This is a genomic window from Mycobacterium nebraskense (genome assembly GCF_002102255.1).
Classification (GTDB): Bacteria; Actinomycetota; Actinomycetes; order Mycobacteriales; family Mycobacteriaceae; genus Mycobacterium; species Mycobacterium nebraskense.
Map to the genome: position 1 here is coordinate 194,719 of NZ_LQPH01000066.1, position 22,320 is coordinate 217,038.

The following is a 22,320-nucleotide window of genomic DNA, read 5'->3' on the forward strand; positions in this document are numbered from 1 at the left end:
TCGTTACCCCCCGCCACCGAATTGCTGGGTGACGGCCCGGCGGTCCAGCGAGCCTTTCGCGGTGTGCGGTAGCTCCGCTGCCTGCTGGAAGCTGGCCGGCACCTCGAAGGGGGCCAGCCGCTCGCGACCGAACGCCGCGAGTTCGTCCGCGGTCGGTGCGGCGGATCCCCGGGGAACGATCACCGCGGCCACCGTCTCGCCGTACAGCTTGTCGGATACCCCGAAAACGGCCACCTCCAGCACGTCGGGATGGCTGCCCAGCACGCCCTCGACGCGTTCCGGGGAGATCTTCTCCCCGCCCCGGTTGATGAGTTCCTTGATCCGGCCGCAGATGACCAGTTCGCCGGCCGCCGACAGCGTTCCCAGGTCACCGGTGCGCAGCCACCCGTCGGTGAAGTTGGCGGCGGTGATCGCCGGGTCACCGAGGTAGCCCCGAACCACGGTGGGTCCGTGCAGCCAGACCTCACCGACCTCCCCCGCGGGCACTGGCCTGCCGTCGGATCCGACGATCCGAATCTCCGGCCCGGTCGAGCGTCCGACGAGACCGGGTGTGGCGGCGGGGTTTTCGGTGTGACCAATGTCGGTCGTCGCCACCTGGTGGGTGGCTTCGGTCATGCCGAAGGCGCACACCACCGGGGCCGAGAACGTGTCCTGCAATGCCTGCGCCGTTTCGGCGGTGAGGGGGGCGCTGCAACTGCGGATAAACCGCAATACGGCGTTGTTCGGTTGGTCGGTTTTGGCCCGCTCCAACAGGATCTGGTGAATCGTCGGGACCGCCGTGTACCAGGTGGCGCGGACGGCGTCGATGTCGTCCCAGAAGGTGTGCGCGGAGAACCGTCCGCGCGCGGGGAGCAACACCGCGCCCCCGGACACCAGGGTCGCCAGCAGCGCGGCGAGCAGCCCGTGGCCGTGGTAGAGCGGCATCACCGCCACCGTAGCGTCGCGGGGACCGAGCTCGTATCCGGCGATGATGGCCCGCGCCGAGCCGGCGATGTTGCCGCGGGTCCACGGGACCATCTTCGGCACCCCGGTGGTCCCGCCGGTGAACATGATCATCGCGTCCTCGTCACGCAGCCCCTCCGGCGTCGAAACGAGTTGCGCGGGAGCCGCAGTCGCGTCCAGGCGCACCGTTGGGGCGCGGTCCGCACCGCCGATCGTCACCGCCAGCGGCCACCACGGCGGGGCTGATTCCCCTTGGTCGTCAGGCGCGTCATTGTCGATGAGTACCGCCCGGGCCCCCACGGCCTGGCTGCGGGCGCGCTGCTCGCCAACCGGCAGGGCCGGATCCAGCGGCACCGCGACCAGGTCGGCCCGCGAAGCCGCCAGCAGCCCGACGACGAATTCCGCGTTGCTTGCCGACCGCAGCGCGACGCGGTCGCCCGGCAGCAGGCCGCCCCGCTTCAGCTGACCGGCAAGATCGTCCACCAGCCGGAGCACATCGCGATAGCTGACCGGTATCCGATCGGAGGTGACCACCAGCGCGGGCGCCTCCGGGGACCGGCTTGCCGCCTCCTCGACCAGATCGGCGATGCGTGGGCCCGGCATCTCCGCCGACCCCGAGACATCGCCGCCGATCATCGCTCCAGACCTCATCGCCGCGCTCCCCTTCCCTCGTCGTCACAAGCATCTGCCCGAACCATGCCGGGCGGCCTAGCCGCCCGTCCAATACCGATTCACTCACGACCGATAACCGTTGGCTATCGACACCGCGGAACCCGGCTGGCCAGCGCCGATAGACGGTATGAATCGCTGCATAGCGGGTCGGTCTTGGACACCCGCCGGGCGGCCGCGTCAGAGTAAGGGCCGAGGCTTTACTTCACCTCCGACCACACGAGGAGTCGCCACCATGACCGAAGTTATCGACGGCTTCCACCTGGTGGTGGAGGCGCTCAAGGCCAACGACGTGGACACCATTTACGGGATCGTCGGCATCCCGATCACCGACCTCGCCCGCGTCGCGCAGGCGTCCGGAATCCGCTACATCGGCTTTCGGCAGGAGACCTCGGCCGGCAACGCCGCGGCCGCCGCGGGATTCCTGACCCGCCGGCCGGGCGTGTGCCTCACGACATCCGGGCCCGGTTTCCTCAATGGGTTGCCGGCGCTCGCCAACGCCACCGCGAACTGCTTCCCGATGATCCAGATCTCGGGCTCCAGCAATCGGGCGCTGGTCGATCTGCAGCGCGGTGACTACCAGGACATCGACCAGCTCAACGCCGCACGGCCGTTCGCGAAGGCGGCCTACCGGATCAACCGGATCGAGGACATCGGGCGCGGCGTCGCGCGTGCCATTCGCACCGCGATCTCCGGCCGTCCCGGCGGCGTATACCTCGACATCCCCGGTGACGTATTGGGGCAAGCCATGGATGCCGCAGCCGGCGCGGACACAGTCTGGCGGATCGTCGACCCCGCGCCCCGGCAGCTGCCGGCACCCGAAGCGGTCGAGCGCGCGCTGCAGGTGCTGGCGCAAGCGCAGCGACCGTTGATTGTGCTCGGCAAGGGCGCGGCATACGCCCAGGCCGACAACGTGATTCGCGAGTTCGTCGAGGCCGGCGGCATTCCGTTTCTGCCGATGTCGATGGCCAAGGGGCTGCTGCCGGATTCCCACCCGCAATCCGCGGCGGCCGCGCGCTCACTCGCGGTCGCGCGGGCCGACGTGGTGTTGCTGGTCGGCGCGCGGCTGAACTGGTTACTCGGCCATGGGGACTCGCCGCAATGGTCCGCCGACGCCAAATTTGTGCAGGTTGATATCGCGCCGTCGGAATTCGACAGCAATCAGCGGATCGTGGCGCCCCTGGTCGGCGACATCGGCTCGGTGATGTCGGCGTTGCGCGACGGCCTGGCCGCCCGCCCAGTTACGGTGCCCGCGGAATGGATCAAGGAGCTGGCCGACCGCACCACCCGCAACGATGCCAAGATGTGCGAGCGCCTGGCCGAAGATCCCCACCCCATGCGCTTTTACAACGCGCTGGGTGCGATTCGTGCGGTGCTGCAGGAGAACCCGGGCGCTTATGTCGTCAACGAGGGAGCCAACGCGCTGGACCTGGCCCGCAACGTCATCGGCATGGAGGTGCCGCGGCACCGGCTCGACACGGGAACCTGGGGCGTCATGGGCATCGGCATGGGCTACGCCATCGCGGCCGCCGTCGAAACCGGCGAGCCCGTGGTCGCGATCGAGGGCGACAGCGCATTCGGCTTCAGCGGCATGGAAATCGAGACCATCTGCCGCTACCGGCTTCCGGTGACCGTGGTCATTCTCAACAATGGCGGCGTTTACCGCGGCGACGAGATTGCGCCGAATACGGCGGCAAAAGACCCGGATCCGGCGCCCACCGTGCTGAACGCGCGGGCGCATCACGAGTTGATCGCGGAAGCGTTCGGCGGCAAGGGTTATCACGTCACCACCCCGTCGGAGTTGCGGTCGGCGTTGTCCGAATCGATCGGCTCCCGGACGCCGTCGATCATCGACTGCGAGCTCGACCCGGCGGCGGGGGTGGAAAGCGGGCATCTGGCAAGCCTGAACCCGACCAGCGCGGCCTCGCGGTCAGCGCCGGTGCGTGATTCGCGATAGCTGCGCGTCGAAGAACTCGTTCAGCGACAATTGCGCAGCGGAGGCGGCGAGCGCCCGGGCAATCGGCGACCCGGGCCCGGCGGAATTGGTGGCCAGCGCGATGTCGGCCGTGACCACCGGGTCGACCATCTCCACCGCGCGGACCCCTGCTCCCAGCGGCGACGTCCACAACCAGGTGTGCGGCACGATGCATGCCCAGTTTCCTGCGGCGACCTGAGCGAACAGCGAAGCGACGGAGTCGGTTTCGACCTGCGGGGCGACTTCGATGGCGTGGTCGGCAAAGGCCTTGTCGATGATCTGGCGGTCCCGCATGTCGGCCGTGAGCAATGCCAGCGGCAGCTGGGCGGCCTCCGGCCAGGTCATCGTCGAGGCGGCGGAGGGCAACATGTCGGCGGGTGACAACAGGACGTAGTGCTCCTCATACAGCGGCACCAGGTTCACGTCGTGGGCCTCGTCGCGCGCCGCGTGCACGATCGCGGCATCCAGTTCGAATTCGCGCAGCCGCCGGTACAGTTCGGTGCCGGCCAGCCGGGAAAGGATGTGCACCTTCGCCAACGGGTGTGCCGAGCAGAACGCCGAGAGCACCAGGGAGGCTGTCGTCGAGGCCGTGGGCACCGTGCCCAGCCGCAGCATGCCGGTGATGCCCGATCGCACCGCATGCACCTCGGCCTTGAAGGCGTCGTGCTCAGCGAGAATCCGCCTGGCCCACACCACCAACCGCTCCCCTTCGGGCGTCAGGCCCTCGAAGCTGTGCCCACGATTGATCAGCGTGACGTTCAGTTCCCGTTCCAGCTTGGCGATCGCGGCGGACAGCGCGGGTTGGGACACGAAGCACTTCTCGGCCGCCCGCGCGAAGTGGCGCTCCTGCGCGACGGCGACGAAGTACTCCAGTTGACGGAAGAGCACACCCGCACCTCCTCGGCCTCCGGAATTTTGCTGAGGCTAGCGTGTCGGCGGCGCGCCAGCCAGTCCGGCGGGCCGATGGCCATCGACAGTTGGCGCGCCCCTCGCCAAAGCGCCCGCGCTACCGCGGAACCGCCGCGGAGGCAGCGGTAACGGCACGTGCCCAGCGGGATTGAGCGCTCGCCCCGTCACCGGCACGGGATCGATCGGCGACACGGTCGAACGCAATCGCGGACCCGATCGTTTATCGTGGTGGCCGGCGAACCCGACAATGTTTGCTGAAAGTGGCACTGCGGGTACAGCCGGTAGAATACAGTCGTGTTGATCGCACCATCTCGAAGGGCGGGCGCTATGGGTCGAGGTGTTCGTTATCTGTCTGTTATGGTCGCGATCACGGCGATGGGTCTGGTCGGATCGACCGGCCGCAGCCACGCGTCCATTCCGGTAGCGGAACCTGCCCCCGTCGTTGCCTCGGTTTTGCCGGCTAACGGTGCGACCGTGGGCGTGGCGCACCCGGTCGTGGTGACGTTCACCGCGCCGGTCAGCGACCGAGCCGCCGCCGAGCGGTCCATCCACGTCGCCTCGCCGAGCAATACGCCCGGACACTTCGAGTGGGTCGAAAACAACATCGTGCAGTGGGTGCCGAACCAGTATTGGCCCACCCACACCCATGTCTCTGTCGGTGTCCAGGCCCTGACGACGGGATTCGACACCGGTGACGCGCTACTCGGTGTCGCCAGCATCTCCGCGCACACCTTCACCGTCAGCCGAAACGGCGAAGTGCTGCGCACCATGCCCGCCTCGATGGGCAAGCCCAGCAGGCCCACGCCGATCGGCAACTTCACCGCTTTGGAGAAGCAGCGCTCCGTCGTCATGGATTCGCGGACCATCGGCATCCCACTGAGTTCGCCTGAGGGATACAAGATCACCGCCCAGTACGCCGTCCGTGTCACCTGGAGCGGTGTCTACGTGCACTCGGCACCCTGGTCGGTTGACTCCCAGGGCTACGCCAACGTGAGTCATGGCTGCATCAACCTCAGTCCCGACAACGCCGCCTGGTACTTCAACCAGGTGAATATCGGCGATCCCATCCAAGTCGTCGCCTGATGCCGGCCGCGCGCCGGCAAACGTCCGGCGCTCGGAGTAACCGCGGCGGGAACTAGCCGGGCATGCCCTTCTTGATCGCGGCGTCCTGCTTGCGCCCGATATCGGTGGCCACGGCCGGATCGATCGGATCGCCTGGCGCGCTGTCGAATTCAAGGTTGACGAGCGCCCTGCCCTCGCTGAACAGCAGCACCGTCACCGCTTGGGAGTTGTCGGGCGACGTACCGGAGATCATCGTCCCGTTGGAGCCGACGTCAACCGGCTGCCACGTACCGCTGACTTTGCCGCCGTAATTGGCCTTCGTGTTGTCGATTCCAGCCGCCGCCGTCGCCGGATCGGCGACGATCAGGATGGTGTCACCGATTCGACGGCTGTTGTCGGCGCTCGCGAACAACTGCGCCACCCCGGGCGCGTTGTTGGGGTTCAGCACCGGTGGCTGCGGTGCGGTGAGATCCCCGCCCATGTCGGTGGGCTTGATCAGTAGAGCGCTGGAATCCATGGGTTGCCCCGGCGACGGGCTGGCCACGCTGGAACTGGTTGAGGGAGCGGCGGAACGCGAGGTCGTCGGCGATGCATTGTTGCTACCACCGCAGCTGGCGAGCGCCGCACCCGCCAGGATGGCGGCGACGGCCCGGCCGGCTACACCGATGCGAGCAACCTCCATGGGCGTTCCCTCCGCGTCCTGCGTTGGCGGCGCATTCGAAGATCACCGCCCACGACGATCACTGGGTACCCATTTTGCGTGCCTATGCTGACGTGGGGAGGGCAGGTCCGCGGCGGGAGGAGATCGACATGGCGGCTGCGGCGGCGCGCGCCGTGCGGTTCGACCGGTACGGGGGCCGCGAAGTGTTGTACGTGGCCGACGTCGACATGCCCACCCCCGGGCCCGGCGAGGTGGTCGTCGAGGTACGCGCCGCCGGGATCAACCCCGGCGAGGCCGCCATCCGCACCGGCGCATTGCATGAGATGTTCCCCGCTACCTTTCCGTCCGGCGAGGGCAGCGACCTCGCCGGAGTCGTGACCGCGGTAGGTGCCCGGGTCGCCGAATTCTCGGCCGGCGACGAAGTTTTGGGGTTCAGCTTCCGCCGATCCAGCCACGCGACCCATGCCGCGGTCCCGGTCGGCCAGCTGATTCACAAACCGCCCCAACTCAGTTGGGAGGTAGCGGGTTCGCTCTACGTCGTCGGCGTGACGGCGTACGCGGCTGTCCGCGCGGTGGCACCGCAACCGGGTGAGACGGTCGCCGTCTCGGCGGCCGCCGGCGGGGTGGGCAGCCTCGTCGTGCAGCTGCTGGCCCTGCGCGAGGCCCGCGTGCTCGGCATCGCCGGGCCGGGCAATGCCGAATGGCTGCGCGCCCACGGCGCCACCCCGATCCCCTATGGGGACGGACTGGCCGACCGGCTGCAGGAGGCGGCACCTACCGGTATCGACGCGTTCATCGATCTGTTCGGCCCCGACTACGTGCAACTCGCCGTCGACCTCGGCGTCGTACCCCAGCGAATCGACACCATCATCTCGTTTCAGAAGGCCGGCGAAGTCGGCGCCAAAACCGAAGGCAGCGCCGAGGCGTCGACGCCGGAGGTGCTGGCCGAGATGGCTGACCTCATCGTCAGCGGCACCATCGATTTCGAGGTCGCCGCCACCTATCCGCTGGATCGGGTCGCCGACGCCTACGAAGAACTCGAGAAGCGGCACACTCGCGGCAAAATCGTTCTGCTGCCGAACGTTTCACAATGACGCGGCCGGGCCCACGACGCCCGCCTGCACGATCTTGACGACCACCAGTGCCACCGCCACCACCAGGTAAGCCCGCAGGGTGAACAGCCCCGCCCGGCGAATCGGCGACATGGCCGGGCGCGGCAGGCCGGCGAGGCTGGGCGTCTGCCAGTTCATCCGGTCCTGCCGGCGGACGGCGCGACGTTCGGCTTGCGTGAGCGTCGGGATGTCGTCGAGTTCGTCGACCTGCTCGGGGTCGAGACCACCTCCGAGCGTCCGCACGACGGCTTCCGCGTCGCGCAGCTCGGTATACCGGCGGCCGGCAATGATGACGACCGCGCCGCCGATGACGCCGATCGCCGCGCCGACCGCGAGGCCGGTCTCGATGGTGGACGTAGACAGCCCCGGAAAGAACGTCGTCGCCGTCAACGCCAGCGAAAGCAGCACCAGCGACCACACGATGGTCCACGCGACGATGTTCTGCCGCACGCTGTTCGCCCACGGGCCCAGCACCGCCCGGTCATTGCACAACAGCACGAGAAACACGGTCGCCGAGGGCAGCAGGACACCGGCGAGCGCCTGCACGCCCTGGGTCACCAGACCGAGGATGTGGTCGGGGCTGAACGCCACCGCCGCCGACACCGCGAGCAGCAGGGCGTAGCCGCCGTAGAACAGCGGGGCCTCGCTGACCTTCCAGTGCAGCGAGTGCCGCCTGCCCATCGCATCCCCGATGGCGTAGGTGGTCGCCAACCCGATGGCGTTCGCGCCGATCAGCGAGGCGTCGAGCAGGATAATCGCGAACAGCGTCCCGGCCGTGCCGCCGAGGTGCTTGGACAACCCGGCCGCCACCGCGCCGGCGTCGGTGAAGTGGCCGACGTCGGGCGTGCCGGCCAGACCGAAGGCTGCGACGGCCATCAGGGCCGTCGCACCGGCCATGACCACGACGATCCCGATCACCAAATCGGCTCGGGCATAGGCGATCCAGCGGGCGGTGATGCGCTTGTCCACCACGTTGGACTGCTGGAAGAACAGTTGCCAGGGCGCAACCGTGGTGCCCACGATCGCGATGATCAACAGCAGCACGGTGGAGTTGACCCCGCCCCCGAATCGCGGAATGAGTCCGCCGGCAATCCCTTTCGCTGTCGGATGCACCAACAGCACCATTGGGATGACCAGCACGTTCACCGCGATCAGCAGGAACATCAGCCCCTCCCACCGGCGAAACGACCCCCCGGCCACCACCGCGAACAGCAGGATGGCGGCGGCCGGGATCGCAATCACCTTCGGGCAGCCCAGGAACCCGAGCGCCAGTGCGACACCGATGAATTCGGTGACGATCGTCAGGGCATTCAGGATCAGCAGGTCACCGACGCTGAACGCACCCCAGAACTTGCCGAAGCGCTCGAAGATGAGCCGCGCGTGCCCGACTCGGGTGACCGCGCCGAGCCGAAGCACCATCTCCTGGTTCACGTACAGCGCCGGAATCAGCAACGCCAGCGTCCACAACAGCACCATGCCGTAGTTCTGCCCGGCCTGCGCGTAGGTCGCGACACCGCCCGCGTCGTTGTCCCCCACCATCACGATCAGCCCGGGACCGCTGATGACCAGCAGCGTGCGCACACGGCGCCGCCAGCCGCCGGACGCACCGGCGCCGTCACGCCGGATACGGCCGAACGCGCCCACGATGTCGCCGGTGTTGGCGACAGCGGGATGCGTTGGCGCAGCGGCGTTGACGGCGCCGACGGCCTCAGACGAGACGGGGGTCATGGTGTTCTCGTGGGACCCGTCACCGGTGACTGCCGGTCGAAGGGTGCCCACCCAGCGAGGCCGTGACCACCGCGATCGGCATCCGCGACACGTACAGGTTGGCCCGCTCCTGGGGAGTCAGGGCGGTCCGCGCGTGCACCTTGGTGGCCAGCAGCCGCGCCGAGCGCAGCAACGCCCGCCCACGCCCACCGGTCCGGCCGGTAACGCGTTGTGTGACAACAAAAGCCATGATCTTCTCCTTTATGGAGGCCCGATCGGCTCAGCTCAGCACGCCCGGGCAGGAACGGCAGCTTGCGAGCGGGTCGACGGGCGAACTACCGGAACGCCCCGCGAAAGCTCAAGCGGCGGAAGGAATGCCGGAACCGGATCGGGACAAGACGGATTTCGGATAGGGACTATCGCCTGGACTCATCTCGCCCTCACCTCCTCACGGCCACGACACACGCGGGTGTCATCACATGTCACCTGAACGGGAGAGGAGCTAATGCGGCGACGTGCCGCCGATCGCACCCCTCTCGCCGGAGCTTCGGCACTGCACGGCGTATCCGGAACTTCGTCCAGAAGCCACTTGGGCTCAACCCTTGGGTCCGGGAAGAGCTGTCCTGACCCGGGGCGTCTCTCGACGTTCGGGGTCAGTGGCCTGTGTCCATGCAGACGCCTCACCTACCGAGGTGCTTGCGAAACCATTTGTACACCGCGGCCCAGTGCCCGTCAAACTCATTGGCGCAACCGTTACGGCAGGTCGTCGTCGATTCCACCCGGGCGCAGCCGGTCGGCCGCCGCCGACGCCTACCCTCGACAGCATGGCCAACACTCTGCGAGATCCGAAGGTCGCGACCGTGCTCGACCGCATGTACACCGAAGCGCAGAACCAGATGTCGCTGTTGCGTCAGAGGCATGGCGAGTTCGACCGGCCGATGACCGCGCAGGAGCGCGCCGACGCGATGAGCGAGTTCTACATCCCCGTCACGCCCGAAGCCGGCCGACTGCTCTACGCCCTGGTGCGCGCGACCCGTCCGGCGACGGTCGTCGAGTTCGGGATGTCGTTCGGCATCTCCGCCATCCACCTGGCCTCGGCGGTGCGCGACAACGGCGCCGGCCGGGTGGTGACGACCGAGCTCAACGACGCCAAGATCTCCGCCGCGCGGCAGACGTTCGCGCAGACCGGCCTGGACGACGTGCTCACCATCCTCGAAGGAGACGCGCTGTCCACGCTGGCCGGCCTGGACGGACCGGTTGACTTCGTGTTATTGGACGGTTGGAAGGACCTGTATCTGCCGGTGATCGAGCTGCTCGAACCGCGGCTGTCGACGGGGGCGTTGGTGGTCGCTGACAACACCAGCGCCGCGGACACGCAGCCGTATCTGGACCGGGTGCGCAATCCCGAGAACGGCTACGTCAGCTTCAACTTCCAGGTCCGGGAGAGCGACAGCATGGAAATCAGCTGTCGCACCGGCAATTAGGGCCTAGCGCAGGGATTCTTCGAGCCACGGCGTCAACCACTTCACGCCTTCGGGGGTGAGGTGCACGCCGTCGCTGCGCACCTTGATGCCGTCGACCTTGGCGGTGTAAACGCCGTCCGGACATAGCTTTTTGTTCAGGTCCAGGATTTGCACGTTCGGATGGTGGCTGACGGTCTTGCGCAGCATGGTGTTCCACAGATTGACCCGGTCGGGCTGGTCCTCCGGATACAGTCGGCCGTCCGGCTTTTCGCCGCCCCTGCTGTATGGCACGGTGGCGACCACCACTCGAACGCCTGTGGAACTCACGATGTTCAGCGCTCGATCCAGCTCGCCGTTGAGGTACGCGTCGAAGGTGGGATCACCGATGTGGGTCCATTGCCCCTCGTTGACGCGGTCGACGGTTTCCCAGCGGCCGATGATCAGCAGCGCCACGTCCGGCTGGTCCTGGCCGACCTGAGTCGACCATCTGATCGGCCAGCCGTCGCACTCCGGCTTCTGGTCCAGGGTTTGACCGATGTACCGATACGGCGTGCCCCGCACCAGGCTGCAGCCGATGACGGTGTGGTCGAGGAACGCGAATCCCGGCGTCGGTGGCAGGTAGTGCATCCACGTCCACCCGATCGAATCGCCGAACACGGAAACGGTGAACGGCCGGTTGGGATCGCGGGGTCCGGCCGGGCGGCTGCCGCCCGGCGGGGACGGCGACACCGCGGCGACCGCCGAGACTCCCGGCGGCAGGCCGACTTCACGCAGCCCGGGCCCGGTCCCCACCGGAACCACCAGCAGGGTCACCGCGGCGGCGCTGGCCACCGTCGCCGCCGCCAATGGCAACAGCGGCACCCGCGCCGGGCGCCAGCGCCGGATGGGTTGCTCGATCAGCCACCAGGACGCCGCGGCCAGCGCCACCGTCGCCCCGCACCGAGCGGCGAACAGTGGCAGCCCGGTCCATCCGGTGCGTTCGCCGTTGAGCACCAGGAAGATTGGCCAGTGCCACAGATAGACGCCGTAGGAAATGGTGCCTAGCCACACCAGGGGCGGTGCAGCCAGGATGCGGGCGACCGCCCCGCGCTGCTCCAGGGCCACCGCCGCCACCACGGCGACCGACGCGATCGCGACCCCGATGAGCAGACCGTGGCGGAATTCGCGGCTACTGCCGGTGGCGTAATGGGTCGCCGCCGCGAGTCCCGCGAGGCCGGCGAGCGGCAGCACACGGGCGACCCGCCGGGCCCACCGGGTCCGGATCAGACACCAGCCCCGGTTCAGTGAGGGCCAGTCGCGAACCAGCAGAGCCGCCGCCGCGGCGCCGGTCAGCAGCGCCTGCGCGCGGGTATCCGTGCCGAAATAGACGCGGTCGCGGGTGTTGTCGGACACCATCACCATGGCGACAGCGGCCGAAGCCAGGGTCCCCACGGTGGCGATGACGAACGTCGCGAACCGGACACCGCCCACGGTGGCCCGGGTTAAGCGGCGCCGCGCCCGCGCGGCCAACAGCAGCGTCACCGCGATCAGCAGCACCGGCCACACGAAGTAGTACTGCTCCTCCACCCCGAGTGACCAGGTGTGCTGCAACGGCGACGGCGGGGCGCCCTGTGTGAAGTAGTCGGTCTTCTGGTCGACGAACCGCCAATTCGCCATCCACACGAACGCTGCGATCGCATCGTCGCGCAGCCCGGTGAGAGACCGATCGGGAAGAAGTTGGCGGGCAGCGGCCACCGAGAGCACCATCAACACCAGGGCCGGCAACAGCCGGCGCGCACGGCGAATCCAGAAGCCGGCCAGCTCAATACGGCCGGTGCGCCCCAGCTCGTCCAGCAGCAGCGAGGTGATCAGGAATCCGCTGAGCACGAAGAAGACGTCGACGCCGATGAATCCGCCGCCCACTCCGGGGATGCCGCCATGTCCGACCAGCACCAGCGCGACGGCTATCGCGCGTAACCCATCGAGTGCCGGAATCCCGCTGCGCCGCTCCGGTTTATCCCAGATCGCCAGCCGTCCGGCCCTGCGCACGGGAGCGACCCACCGGGTCCGCCGAGCACGACGAGCCGGTGCGGGGTGAGACCCGCCCGGCTCGGTGCTTGCTGTCAGCGCGCCGTAATTACCATCTCGCCCGGCGCCATGGTTGATGCCGATACGTCGCTGCCCCTCCTGTTGAGTTCAGCAAGCCAGCCTAGAGGCGGGCGCGCAGGATTCAGTGGAGGACACGCAGCGGTTTTCCGCTGTGGTGCGTTCGGATTTGGGTCAGAGGGTTATTGGGCGGCCTTATCGGGCGCGTAGCCAAGCGTGCTCTTGACTTCCAGGTACTCGTGGAAGCCGAATTCGCTCCACTCCCGACCGTTGCCGCTGTGCTTATAGCCGCCGAACGCCGCGTTCATGTCGAAGGCGTGATTGATCGTCACCCAGCCGGCCCGGATCTTGCGGGCGACCTCGCGCGCCTTATCGACGTCGGCCCCGGAGACATAGCCGGCCAAGCCGTAGTCGGTGTCGTTGGCGATCTCTACGGCTTGATCGATGTCGTCGTAGCCGAGGACGCACAGCACCGGCCCGAAGATCTCCTCGCGTGCAATCGTCATGTCGTTGGTGACGTTGGCGAACACGGTCGGCTTGACGTAGTAGCCCTTGTCCAGCCCCGCCGGGCGACCCGGGCCGCCGGCCACGACGGTCGCGCCCTCGTCGATGCCCTTCTGGATCAGGCCCTGGACCTTGTCGAACTGTGCCTTCGACGCCACCGGCCCGATCGCTGTCTTATCGCCGGGATTGCCCACCTTCACCTGCTCGGCGGTCTCCCGCGCGATGGCGATCGCCTCGGCCATACGCGAATTCGGGACCAGCATGCGCGACGGCGCGTTACAGCTCTGCCCCGAATTCGGCATCATGTTGACCACGCCGGCGCGGACGCTGTCGGCGAAACCCGCGTCGTCGAGGACGATGTTGGGGCTCTTGCCACCGAGTTCCTGGGTCACCCGCTTCACGGTCGGGGCGGCATTCGTGGCCACCTGGACACCGGCGCGGGTGGATCCGGTGAACGACACCATGTCGACGTCGGGGTGGCTCGCCAGCGCGGCGCCGACGCCCGGGCCATCGCCGTTGACCAGGTTATAGACACCTGCCGGAACGCCCGCGGCATCAAGGATCTCGGTGAAGATGTAGGCCGAGAACGGCGCCACCTCAGACGGTTTTAGGACCATCGTGCACCCCGTCGCCAACGCCGGGTACACCTTGACCGCGATCTGGTTGAGCGGCCAGTTCCATGGCGTGATCAGCCCGCACACGCCGATCGGCTCCTTGGCGATCAGCGTTGCCCCATGCTGCTCCTCGAATGGGAAGTTCTTCAGCACATCGATCGCCGTCACCAGGTGACCGATGCCGAGTTGGACCTGCGGGCCGGCCGCCAGCGACGGCGGCGCACCCATTTCCTCGGTGACCGCGTCGGCGAGGTCGCCCGCACGCTTGCCGTATTCGGCGAGGATCGCCTCCAGCAGATCGAGGCGCTGTTCGCGACTGGTTTGCGACCAGCTGGCGAAAGCGCGTCGGGCGGCGCTGACCGCCACGTCAACGTCGGCGGCCGTGCCGAGCGAGATCTGCCCGGACACCTGCTCGGTCGCCGGGTTTTCAACGTCAAAGCTATTGGGCCGCAACGGGTCGACCCATTTGCCGTCGATGTAGAACTTCAGGTATTCGCGCATGGCTTCTCCTTATCTACTGGGTGCCTTCGGCGTACCAAGTGCGGAATTCGTCGTATTTGGGCATCTCCTCGGAGTTGGCCTTCGGATCGATGCATACGTGCACGACGGCGGTCTTGCCGCTAGCGTAGGCCCGCGCGATCGCCGGGCCGATCTCGTCCCCCTTCTCGACGTACTCGCCGTGGCAGCCGAAGCCCTCGGCGACCTTGTCGAGGCGGACGTCCTTGCTCCAGTGCACGCCGGGCTGCGGAGACGGCTGCTCGAAGGTGCGCTTGTAGACGCCCACCTCGAGGCCCCACTGGTGGTCGACACCCACGACGCATACCAACGGAAGGTTCTGCCGCGCAGCGGTTTCCAACTCGGCAATGTGAAAGAGGAATGCCGAATCACTGGTCAGCAGCATCACCGGGCGCTTGCCACCCTCGGCGACCGATGCCCCGACCGCGTACGGCAAGCCGGTGCCGAGATGGCCGAAGTTCTGGTTCCAGATGACGTCGCGCGGCTTGGCCTGCGAATAGGTCCAACCGAAGATGACGGTCGCGCCGCCGTCGCGGACCATGATGCCGTCCTTTGGGAAAGCTTTCGTGGCCTCGACGACGAACCGCGCAGGGTGCACCGGCGTCCGGCCCGTCGGCGCGTTCTCGGCGAGCTGCGCCAGCTCCGCCGCGTCCTCCTTGATCCAGCGGTCGAGATCGGCCCTGGAAGCGGCCGAAGCCTTTCTCGGATTGTCCCTGAGCGCTTCCACCAGCTGAGGTACCACACCGCGAAGGTCACCGACCAGGGGGACGTCAATGGGACGGTTGACGCCGATGGCCACCGGATCCTGCTCGACCAGAACCCATTTCCGCTTTGCGTCGTTCTCCGCCCAGTGGCGGGTCCTGCCGTAGTGGCTCGGTTCGCCGAGCTCCGTGCCGAGCGCGACGCACAGATCGGACTTCACCACCGCCTCGACGGCCGCCGGCGAGAATCCGTATGCGAAAGTGCGGTCCTCGAGACCTTCGATGAACGACGTGCCGCCGGAAGTCTGGATCACCGGGCACTGCATGAGGTCGGCCAGCTCTCGGACCGCCGCGCCGGTGCGGGACGTGTGGACCCCGTGTCCTACCAACAGGATCGGGCTCTCGGCCGCGCGGATCAACTTCGCCGCTTCGGCCACCTCGCGCTCACCCGCCGTCTGGTTGACGAGCCGGTACCGGTTGGGTGGCAGCGGATCCGGCACGTCGAGCTCCTCGAGGATGACGTGCGACGGGTACTCGATGTAGGCGGGGCCGGGTGTGCCCGACATGGCCCGGCGGATCGCCTCGTGGATGATTTCATCGGTCTGGTCGGCGTACTCGATCGAGCTGCTGTACTTGACTGATGGCGTGAAAAGGCCTTCCTGCTGGACGAACTGGATGCGTCCGCGCCGAACACGACGCTCGGTGATGCGGGCGCGCTGACCGCCCAGGAAGATCACCGGCGAGTTCTCCACGAGCGCACACATCATCGCGCCGGAGATGTTGGCGACGCCGGGACCGAGCGTGCCGATGCACAGGCCGGGCTTACCCGTCATCCGTGACGCCGCCTCGGCCATGAATCCCGCGCTCAGTTCGTGATGCGGCGCGACCACCGACCACCCGCGTGCGTCGGCCTCGGCGAACATGTGCACGAAGTTCGGGTCCGGGATACCGAACAGCGTGTTCACGCCCTCGGCCTCGAACAGGTCGAGAATGCGCTTATAGACAGGCACACCCACTTTAGAGTTCCTTTCCCTCGCGAGCAGACGCAAAATCGCGCTCTGGCCTGGTATTTCGACTGATTTTGTGTCTGCTCGGGCCAATTTCTTCGAGGACCTCGGCGGTGTGGGCGCCGAGCTCTGGCGCAGGCCCTGCAACACGACCCGGTGTCTGCGAGAACCAGGTCGGTACGCCCGGGAAGCGCACCGGCCCGTGCGGGGTGTCCACCGTCTCGAACATGCCGACGGCGTTGAGATGCGGATCGTCGAAGAGCGCGCCGGGCGTGTTGAGGGGCGCTGCCGGTATCTCGAGTTGGCGCAGCAGCGCTAACCACTCCGCGGTGGAACGCTCTTTCATCGTCTCGGCTACGAGCCCGTACACGGTGTCGATCTGACCGGCGCGTTGTTCCAACGTCGAATACAGGTCGCTGGCCCATGGTGGCTGTACGGCTTTCATGAACGCGTTCCAGTGCTTGTCGTTGTAGATCAACGCCGCGATGTAGCCGTCGCTGGTGCGGTACGGGCGACGGTTGGGTGCCACGGTGCGCGGATACACCGCGGGGCCTAGGGGAGGGTCGAACAGGGCGCCGTTGGCATGTTCGACGAGCATGAACGAGGCCATGGTTTCGAACATCGCGACCTCGACTTCTTGCCCCTGTCCGGTGCGTTCGCGGTGAAACAACGCCATCGTCGTCGCGTACAGTGCCGTCAGCCCGGCAATCTTGTCGGCCATGATGGTGCCGACGTAATCGGCCTCGCCGGTCAATTGCCGTTGCACCGCCGGCAGCCCGCATTCGGCCTGGATCGTGTCGTCGTAGGCGGGGCGGTCGCGATCGGGTCCGCGTCGCCCGTACCCGTAGCAATTGGTGTAGATGATCGCGGGATTGATCGCGGCGACGTCGTCATAGTTGAAGCCGAGTTTGGCGATCGCCTTGGCGCGCATCGAGTGGATGAACACGTCGGCGTTCTCAACGAGAGCGCGTAACGCACGCGTTCCGGCATCGGTTTGCAGGTCCAGCACGATGCTGCGCTTGCCCCGGTTGACGTTGACGAATACCCCGCTCATGCCCAGCGCCGGACCCACTGAGATGTAGCGGGTGTTATCTCCTTGTGGGGGCTCGACTTTGATCACGTCCGCGCCCATGTCGGCCATGATCTGCGTGCAATACGGTCCCATCACCATTGCGGTGAGGTCGATTACCCGCACACCGGCCAGCGGGCCCTTGCCTGCGCTGTCAGCCATGGAGTGCACCCCGATCGCTGGATCGGCGAGCCAGTTCGAAGCTATAGCGGATGTGCTCGTTGTGACCGTCCGGCAGTACCGGAAAAACCAACGGAGCCTCGATATTTCGAATCGCTTCGAGATGTTCGGCGACATCGTCGACCGTCCACGATAGGCGACACACGCCGGGGCTTTCGGCGATGACCGCCCGCGCCACCCGGCCCGCGAGCGCGATGAACAATTCGCCGCTCACCGAACAGGATTCGTGTGCCAGCCAGCCCACTACGGGCGCGACGAGCTCGGGGCCCATCGGCGGATAGGCCGACGTGTCGACACCCTCGGCCATCCTGGTCACAGCGGCCGGCACGATCACGTTGCACGTCACGCCCTCGGCCGCACCTTCGACGGCGGCGACGTTGGACAGCCCGATCACGCCGGCCTTCGCTGCCGCGTAGTTGGCTACGCCGCGGTTTCCGTACAGGCCGCCGATCGAGGATGTCAACACCATGCGCCCGTAGCCGGCCTCGCACATGACCGGAAATGCCGGCCGCACAACGTTAAATGCGCCGCGCAAGTGCACGTCGAGCACGGCGTCGAAATCTTCGTAAGTCATTTCCTTCAGCGAGCCAGGACGAACGTTGCCGGCGTTGTGAATCAGGATGTCGACGCGGCCGTACGTATCGAGCGCCGAATCGATGATTGCCTTGCCGCCGTCCGCGGTGGCGACCGAGTCGGTGCTGGCGACGGCTTGACCACCGGCAGCGACGATCTCACGCACCACATCGTCGGCCGGACGGGCGTCGGTGCCGTCACCCGTGAGGCCGCCCCCGGGATCGTTGACGACAACCTTCGCCCCCTGAGACGCGAGCAGCAAGGCGTAGGAGCGGCCGAGCCCTCGGCCACCCCCGGTGACGACCGCCACCCTGCCCTTGAAGTTCAAGGATCCCAAGTCAGCCATCTAAGTTCGCCAAGACCAGGCCGTCGAGGTCGCCTTTTGCACGCCATTCCTTGAGCAGGTCGTCGAACGCGTAGAAGCCCGGCATGTAGGGATCGCCGATGGCCGAGCGGATGCCCTCGCCGCCACCGCCGCCCTCGTTGTTGTAATAGCCGGGCGTGCAGGACACCGCGAATTCCGTGTTGTCGATCGAGGTTTCGCGGATCGTCTTGACCCAGTTGTCTTGGGCTTCCTGGCTCGGCTCGACGGTCGTCGCACCGCGTGCCATCGCCTCAGACACTATGTAGGCGATGTGTTCGGCCTGTTGCTCGAGCATCGCGGTGGTGTTTCCCGCCACGCCGCCCTGAATGAAGCCGGTGAAGAATTGGTTGGGAAAGCCTTTGCTGGTCATCCCATGGAGCGACTTGTAGCTATCGCGCCAGTGATCGAAGAGCGACAGGCCGTCGCGGCCCTCGATCACATCGACCGCGTACCGACGGCTGATGTCCGTGGTGATCTCGAAACCGCTGGCGAAGATGACGCAGTCGACTTCGTACTCGACGCCGTTGGCGACGATCCCGTTCTCGGTGAGTCTTTCCACGCCTTTGGATTCCGACACGTCGACCAGCGTGACGTTCGGGCGATTGAACGTCGGCAGGTATTCGTCGTTGCTGCAGGGCCGCTTGCACATGAACCGGTAGTACGGTTTGAGCGCTTCGGCGGTCTCCGGGTCCTCGACCACCTCCGCGACGCGGCGCCGCAGCCGCTCCATCATCTTGTAATCCTCTTCTTCACGCATCGCCATGATCTGCTCGATGGTCAGTGAAGAGGGATCGTCGACGGCCGCGACCCGCGCGGTCAGGTTGCGCCCCAGTTCGGTCCAGAAATCGCACACCATATCCGGCTCGTCGAACACCACACCTTCCCCCAGCGGTGACCAGCGGTGAAAGTTGCGCTTGCGTGCTTCCTGCCAGCCGGGCTGCAGGGAAGCCGCCCACTGCGGGTCCGTCGGCTCGTTACCCCGCAGGTCCACCGACGAGGGCGTGCGCTGAAAGACGTAGAGGTGCTGGGCGTCTCGGCCCAGGTGCGGAACAAGCTGCACGCCGGTCGCACCGGTACCCACCAGTGCCACGCGCTTGTCATGCAGCTTGTGCAGTCCGCCGCTGGAGTCCCCACCGGTGTAGTCGTAATCCCAGCGAGCGGAATGAAATGTATGCCCCTTGAAATCCTTGATACCGGGGATGCCGGGCAGCTTCGGGCGGTTGAACGAGCCCTGCGCCATCACCACGAACCGGGCCCGAATGTCGTCACCGCGGTTGGTGCTCAACCGCCAGCGCTCGATCGTCTCATCCCAGCGCGCCGTGCGAACCTGGGTGGAGAGGATGGCGCCGTCGTAGAGCCCGAAATGCTTTGCGATGCGACGGCAGTGCTCATAGATCTCGGCGCCGTCGGCGAACTTCTTCGACGGAAGGTAGTTGAGTTCTTCCAGCATCGGGATATAGCAGTAGGCGTCGTTGTCGCACTGGATGCCGGGGAAACGATTCCAGTACCAGACGCCGCCGAAGTCCCCGCCCATCTCGATGATGTGCACGTCTTCGACGCCGGCTTTCTTGAGGTAGGCGCCCGCCAGCAGCCCGGTGATGCCGCCGCCGAGCACGGCCACGTCGATGTTCTCGTCGATCGGCGCGCGCGGCGTCACCGGCGTGTGGGGGTCGACCTCGGCGTATTCTGCAAAGTCGTCCTTGAGTTCCAAGTACTGCTTCGAGCCCTCCGGGCGCAGTCGCTTATCGCGCTCGTGCAGATACTTCTTTCGCAGCGCGTCGATATCGATGTCGTCCGGCGTCTGCGTCGGTCCGCATTTATCGAACATGGTCATCTATCTCAAAGCTCCTGCGGTTCGCCGGTACCCATGTACTTCGACAGTTGGTGATGGAGGTTGACGGTGCTGCGCTCCCGATAGGGATTGGGCTTGGTGCCCGGGAAGCCAAGGGACTTCATGCCCTGCTGCACGGCGGCCATGTTGGAGAAGTCCTGCGGCAAGACTGACCGCCACCGTGGGTCACCGGCCGGGGTATGCTCCCACTCCGTTTGCGGCTCTTCGCCTTTGGGAAAGAGTTCGAACACCGACACCTCGAAGATGCACTTGTTCGGGTCGTAGCTGGGGTCCGGCCGGGCGCTGTAGCACAGCGCAACCGTCAGACCCTGACCGATCTGGAAGTTCGGGAAGATCTGCCACGCGGTGCCCGCCTGTCCGAGGATGTCGGACGGAATCGTCGGCCAGATCACGCCGCGTGCCTCGTCGTCGCGGCGCGCGGACGCCAGCCAGTGCTCGAGAACCTTGTCGGCCGGTGTGCCCTCGGGCAGCTCGTCGACCAACCGTTTGGCGGCGTTCACCAGCGTCTCGGTGGTGGAGGTGTTGGTTTCCTCCATCGTGTAGATCTGCATCTCCGCGGTTGACACACGGGGATCGGCGCCGGTTCCGAGGCGGATCTTGGACTTGGTCGCCGCGAGATCGTCCGGGGCGTCGTAGCCGATGTGGCTGTGCTTGCCTTGCGCTTTCGCCCAGCCCTTGAATTCGCCGAACTTATTGAACTCGGGATGCGTGGTGTAGACGTGGTAGGTCTCGTTGAAGGCCTCCAGCGCGACTTTCCAGTTGCAGTCGAAGGACAGCCACTTGCGCCATTTGTAGCGCATGTTCTCCAGGCCGAACGGCTCGAGAATTTTCGCGGCGGGGAACAGGTAGTCGGCCAGTGGTTCGCAGTCGGGGTCCATGTTGATCCACAACCAGCCGCCCCAGGTATCGACCCTGACCGGCCGAAGATGGGTGTTGTCGGGCGTGAGCGCAGCCTGCCAGTCCTGTTGTTCGCGGATATGAGTGCAGGCTCCGTCGAGGCCGTAGGTCCAGCCGTGGAAGCCGCAGACGAACGACTTTCGGGTTCGAGCGCAGGCGTTCTTGGCGCCTTCGGGGGTGTCGATCAGCCGGCGGCCACGGTGCATGCAGACGTTGTGGTGGGCGTGAAATTCCTTCTTGCCGGTGCGCACCACGATGATCGAGTCGTCGAGAATGTCGTAGGTCAGGTAACTGCCCACCTCGGGCAGCTCCTCGACGCGGCCGACCTGCTGCCAGACTTTGCGCCACAGCTTGTCGCGCTCGGCGCGGGCATAGTCCTCCGAGATGTATGCCTCGACCCCGATCGTCATCGGTTTCGAGAGTTCTTCGGCTACTTCGGAATTCACGCCTTTGGCTAGGTCGGTCATCACATCCTCCTGATCGCCGCGCGAAAGGATTCGTCTTTGAGGAACAGCGACGTGTGGTCGGCACCGAGATGGCTCCACTTGAGGTCCAGTCCGCCGTCGACAAGCAGGGTCTGGCCGGTGATGTAGCTGGACATCTCCGACAGCAGAAAGAGGATGGCGCCGGCCTGTTCCTCGGGCCGCCCACGGCGACCCATCGCGATCGCCTGCCGGTCCCGCTCGGGGTCCTCGTCGACGTAGGTGCGCGAGGCCGCCGTCTCGGTGACGCCGGGCGCCACGGCATTGACCCGAATCCCCGCCAGTGCCAATTCGAGGGCCATCGTGCGGGTCATCGCCGTGATCGCAGCCTTGGCTGTTCCGTAGGCGATGTGAAACGGCGCGGTGTTCATGCCGCTGATCGAGGAGATCGACACGATCGAGCCCCGCTGTTGCTGCGCGACGAGTTCACCTGCCACGGCTTGGCTCATGAAGAATGCCGTCTCGAGGTTGTCGGCGAAGATCTTGCGCCAGTCGCCGCGCGTCACCCGGGTCGACGGCATCCACGTCGACGGCTGCGCGCCGCCGGCGACATTGACCAGCCCGTACAAGCTGCCGTCGGCACGACGCGCGTGGTCGATCACCGCGGCGATGCCCTCGTCGGTGGACGCATCGGCCGCGACGGGCACCACGGCCAGCCCCTGCTCCGCCAGCGGAGCGATGTGCTCGTCGAGGTTTTCCTTCGACCGGCCCACCGCAATGACCGTGGCCCCGGCCCGGGCGGTCATGGCCGTGACCGTCGTGCCGATGCCGCCTCCGCCGGCGCCGGAGACCACCACGATGCGACCGTCGAGCCCGAGAAGATCGTCCATGACCTGCTTTCGCCCGCTGCCAACGCATAAAGGTCCGCAACAGGATCGATTGCTTCATTTGTCCGGACAAAATATTGCATTCTGCCCCTTGGAGAACACTATTCCGATCGGTGGACTTCGCTGTCAAGGTCGGCCCAGAACACGGT

Annotated in this window: 17 protein-coding genes and 1 riboswitch; of the genes, 4 read left to right on the forward strand and 13 right to left on the reverse strand. The window is 66.6% G+C overall.

Going from position 1 to position 22,320, the window contains the following annotated elements; all coding sequences use genetic code 11:
• Positions 1 to 3: 3 nt before the first annotated feature.
• Positions 4 to 1,545: a FadD7 family fatty acid--CoA ligase gene (locus AWC17_RS07310; RefSeq protein ID WP_197089746.1), complete on the reverse strand. Its 1,542-nt coding sequence runs from the start codon at positions 1,543 to 1,545 to the stop codon at positions 4 to 6.
• A gap of 301 nt (positions 1,546 to 1,846) precedes the next feature.
• On the opposite strand from AWC17_RS07310, the gene oxc reads away from it, so the two are divergent.
• Positions 1,847 to 3,568 carry an oxalyl-CoA decarboxylase gene (oxc, locus tag AWC17_RS07315; RefSeq protein WP_047322407.1) on the forward strand — a complete coding sequence of 574 codons (1,722 nt, stop codon included), beginning with the start codon at positions 1,847 to 1,849 and terminating at the stop codon, positions 3,566 to 3,568.
• Here the strand turns inward: oxc and AWC17_RS07320 are convergent.
• Entirely contained in the window at positions 3,542 to 4,474 is a 933-nt protein-coding gene (locus AWC17_RS07320; RefSeq protein ID WP_046186428.1) for a LysR family transcriptional regulator, read from the reverse strand. The genes oxc and AWC17_RS07320 overlap by 27 nt on opposite strands.
• Before the next feature lie 348 nt (positions 4,475 to 4,822).
• Between AWC17_RS07320 and AWC17_RS07325 the strand changes: the two genes are divergently transcribed.
• The gene (locus AWC17_RS07325) at positions 4,823 to 5,578 is read left to right on the forward strand and encodes a L,D-transpeptidase (RefSeq protein WP_046186427.1); all 756 of its coding nucleotides are present in this window, start codon (positions 4,823 to 4,825) and stop codon (positions 5,576 to 5,578) included.
• Between the two features lie 52 nt (positions 5,579 to 5,630).
• Here AWC17_RS07325 and AWC17_RS07330 read toward each other — a convergent pair whose 3' ends face one another.
• Positions 5,631 to 6,239, reverse strand: a complete 609-nt coding sequence (locus tag AWC17_RS07330) for a hypothetical protein (protein WP_046186426.1) — start codon at positions 6,237 to 6,239, stop codon at positions 5,631 to 5,633.
• 128 nt (positions 6,240 to 6,367) lie between these two features.
• Between AWC17_RS07330 and AWC17_RS07335 the strand changes: the two genes are divergently transcribed.
• Positions 6,368 to 7,312, forward strand: a complete 945-nt coding sequence (locus tag AWC17_RS07335; protein ID WP_085164460.1) for an NADP-dependent oxidoreductase — start codon at positions 6,368 to 6,370, stop codon at positions 7,310 to 7,312.
• On the opposite strand, the gene AWC17_RS07340 is transcribed toward AWC17_RS07335, so the two are convergent.
• Positions 7,304 to 9,058 (reverse strand): NRAMP family divalent metal transporter, encoded by a 1,755-nt coding sequence (locus AWC17_RS07340; protein WP_046186688.1) that lies wholly within the window; start codon positions 9,056 to 9,058, stop codon positions 7,304 to 7,306. The two genes, AWC17_RS07335 and AWC17_RS07340, sit on opposite strands and share 9 nt — an antisense overlap.
• Positions 9,059 to 9,077: 19 nt before the next feature.
• On the reverse strand, positions 9,078 to 9,287 hold the full coding sequence (locus AWC17_RS07345; RefSeq protein WP_047322409.1) for a hypothetical protein: 210 nt from the start codon (positions 9,285 to 9,287) through the stop codon (positions 9,078 to 9,080).
• Positions 9,288 to 9,561: 274 nt separating this feature from the next.
• Positions 9,562 to 9,736, reverse strand: a riboswitch (M-box (ykoK) riboswitch).
• 125 nt (positions 9,737 to 9,861) lie between these two features.
• Here AWC17_RS07345 and AWC17_RS07350 point away from each other — a divergent pair.
• A complete protein-coding gene (locus AWC17_RS07350) occupies positions 9,862 to 10,521 on the forward strand; it encodes an O-methyltransferase (RefSeq protein ID WP_046186686.1) in 660 nt (219 codons plus the stop codon).
• Positions 10,522 to 10,524: 3 nt separating this feature from the next.
• Here the strand turns inward: AWC17_RS07350 and AWC17_RS07355 are convergent, their stop codons facing one another.
• From AWC17_RS07355 to AWC17_RS07390, 8 genes are all read right to left on the reverse strand, one after another.
• Positions 10,525 to 12,528, reverse strand: coding sequence for an acyltransferase family protein (locus tag AWC17_RS07355; protein ID WP_047322410.1), 2,004 nt, complete (start codon positions 12,526 to 12,528; stop codon positions 10,525 to 10,527).
• Between the two features lie 239 nt (positions 12,529 to 12,767).
• Positions 12,768 to 14,204, reverse strand: a complete 1,437-nt coding sequence (locus tag AWC17_RS07360; RefSeq protein WP_046183261.1) for an aldehyde dehydrogenase family protein — start codon at positions 14,202 to 14,204, stop codon at positions 12,768 to 12,770.
• 13 nt (positions 14,205 to 14,217) lie between these two features.
• The gene (locus AWC17_RS07365; protein WP_046183260.1) at positions 14,218 to 15,936 is read right to left on the reverse strand and encodes a thiamine pyrophosphate-binding protein; all 1,719 of its coding nucleotides are present in this window, start codon (positions 15,934 to 15,936) and stop codon (positions 14,218 to 14,220) included.
• Between the two features lies 1 nt (position 15,937).
• The gene (locus AWC17_RS07370; protein WP_141224544.1) at positions 15,938 to 17,131 is read right to left on the reverse strand and encodes a CaiB/BaiF CoA transferase family protein; all 1,194 of its coding nucleotides are present in this window, start codon (positions 17,129 to 17,131) and stop codon (positions 15,938 to 15,940) included.
• A gap of 19 nt (positions 17,132 to 17,150) precedes the next feature.
• Positions 17,151 to 18,095, reverse strand: a complete 945-nt coding sequence (locus AWC17_RS07375; RefSeq protein ID WP_046183258.1) for an SDR family NAD(P)-dependent oxidoreductase — start codon at positions 18,093 to 18,095, stop codon at positions 17,151 to 17,153.
• Complete coding sequence (locus AWC17_RS07380; RefSeq protein ID WP_197083382.1) at positions 18,088 to 19,947, reverse strand: flavin-containing monooxygenase; 1,860 nt, start codon at positions 19,945 to 19,947, stop codon at positions 18,088 to 18,090. Before AWC17_RS07380 ends, AWC17_RS07375 begins: the two co-directional genes overlap by 8 nt.
• A 5-nt stretch (positions 19,948 to 19,952) precedes the next feature.
• Entirely contained in the window at positions 19,953 to 21,329 is a 1,377-nt protein-coding gene (locus AWC17_RS07385) for an aromatic ring-hydroxylating oxygenase subunit alpha (RefSeq protein WP_046183257.1), read from the reverse strand.
• Positions 21,329 to 22,174, reverse strand: a complete 846-nt coding sequence (locus AWC17_RS07390; RefSeq protein WP_046183256.1) for an SDR family NAD(P)-dependent oxidoreductase — start codon at positions 22,172 to 22,174, stop codon at positions 21,329 to 21,331. Before AWC17_RS07390 ends, AWC17_RS07385 begins: the two co-directional genes overlap by 1 nt.
• Between the last annotated feature and the right edge of the window lie 146 nt (positions 22,175 to 22,320).

Bases quoted from the DNA above. Each gene is read 5' to 3' on its own strand.
- AWC17_RS07330 (WP_046186426.1), bottom strand. From the start codon at position 6,239: ATGGAGGTTGCTCGCATCGGTGTAGCCGGCCGGGCCGTCGCCGCCATC.
- oxc (WP_047322407.1), top strand. From the start codon at position 1,847: ATGACCGAAGTTATCGACGGCTTCCACCTGGTGGTGGAGGCGCTCAAG.
- AWC17_RS07385 (WP_046183257.1), bottom strand. From the start codon at position 21,329: ATGACCGACCTAGCCAAAGGCGTGAATTCCGAAGTAGCCGAAGAACTC.
- AWC17_RS07390 (WP_046183256.1), bottom strand. From the start codon at position 22,174: ATGGACGATCTTCTCGGGCTCGACGGTCGCATCGTGGTGGTCTCCGGC.
- AWC17_RS07350 (WP_046186686.1), top strand. From the start codon at position 9,862: ATGGCCAACACTCTGCGAGATCCGAAGGTCGCGACCGTGCTCGACCGC.
- AWC17_RS07310 (WP_197089746.1), bottom strand. From the start codon at position 1,545: ATGCCGGGCCCACGCATCGCCGATCTGGTCGAGGAGGCGGCAAGCCGG.
- AWC17_RS07340 (WP_046186688.1), bottom strand. From the start codon at position 9,058: ATGACCCCCGTCTCGTCTGAGGCCGTCGGCGCCGTCAACGCCGCTGCG.
- AWC17_RS07380 (WP_197083382.1), bottom strand. From the start codon at position 19,947: ATGACCATGTTCGATAAATGCGGACCGACGCAGACGCCGGACGACATC.
- AWC17_RS07335 (WP_085164460.1), top strand. From the start codon at position 6,368: ATGGCGGCTGCGGCGGCGCGCGCCGTGCGGTTCGACCGGTACGGGGGC.
- AWC17_RS07360 (WP_046183261.1), bottom strand. From the start codon at position 14,204: ATGCGCGAATACCTGAAGTTCTACATCGACGGCAAATGGGTCGACCCG.
- AWC17_RS07325 (WP_046186427.1), top strand. From the start codon at position 4,823: ATGGGTCGAGGTGTTCGTTATCTGTCTGTTATGGTCGCGATCACGGCG.
- AWC17_RS07375 (WP_046183258.1), bottom strand. From the start codon at position 18,095: ATGGCTGACTTGGGATCCTTGAACTTCAAGGGCAGGGTGGCGGTCGTC.
- AWC17_RS07345 (WP_047322409.1), bottom strand. From the start codon at position 9,287: ATGGCTTTTGTTGTCACACAACGCGTTACCGGCCGGACCGGTGGGCGT.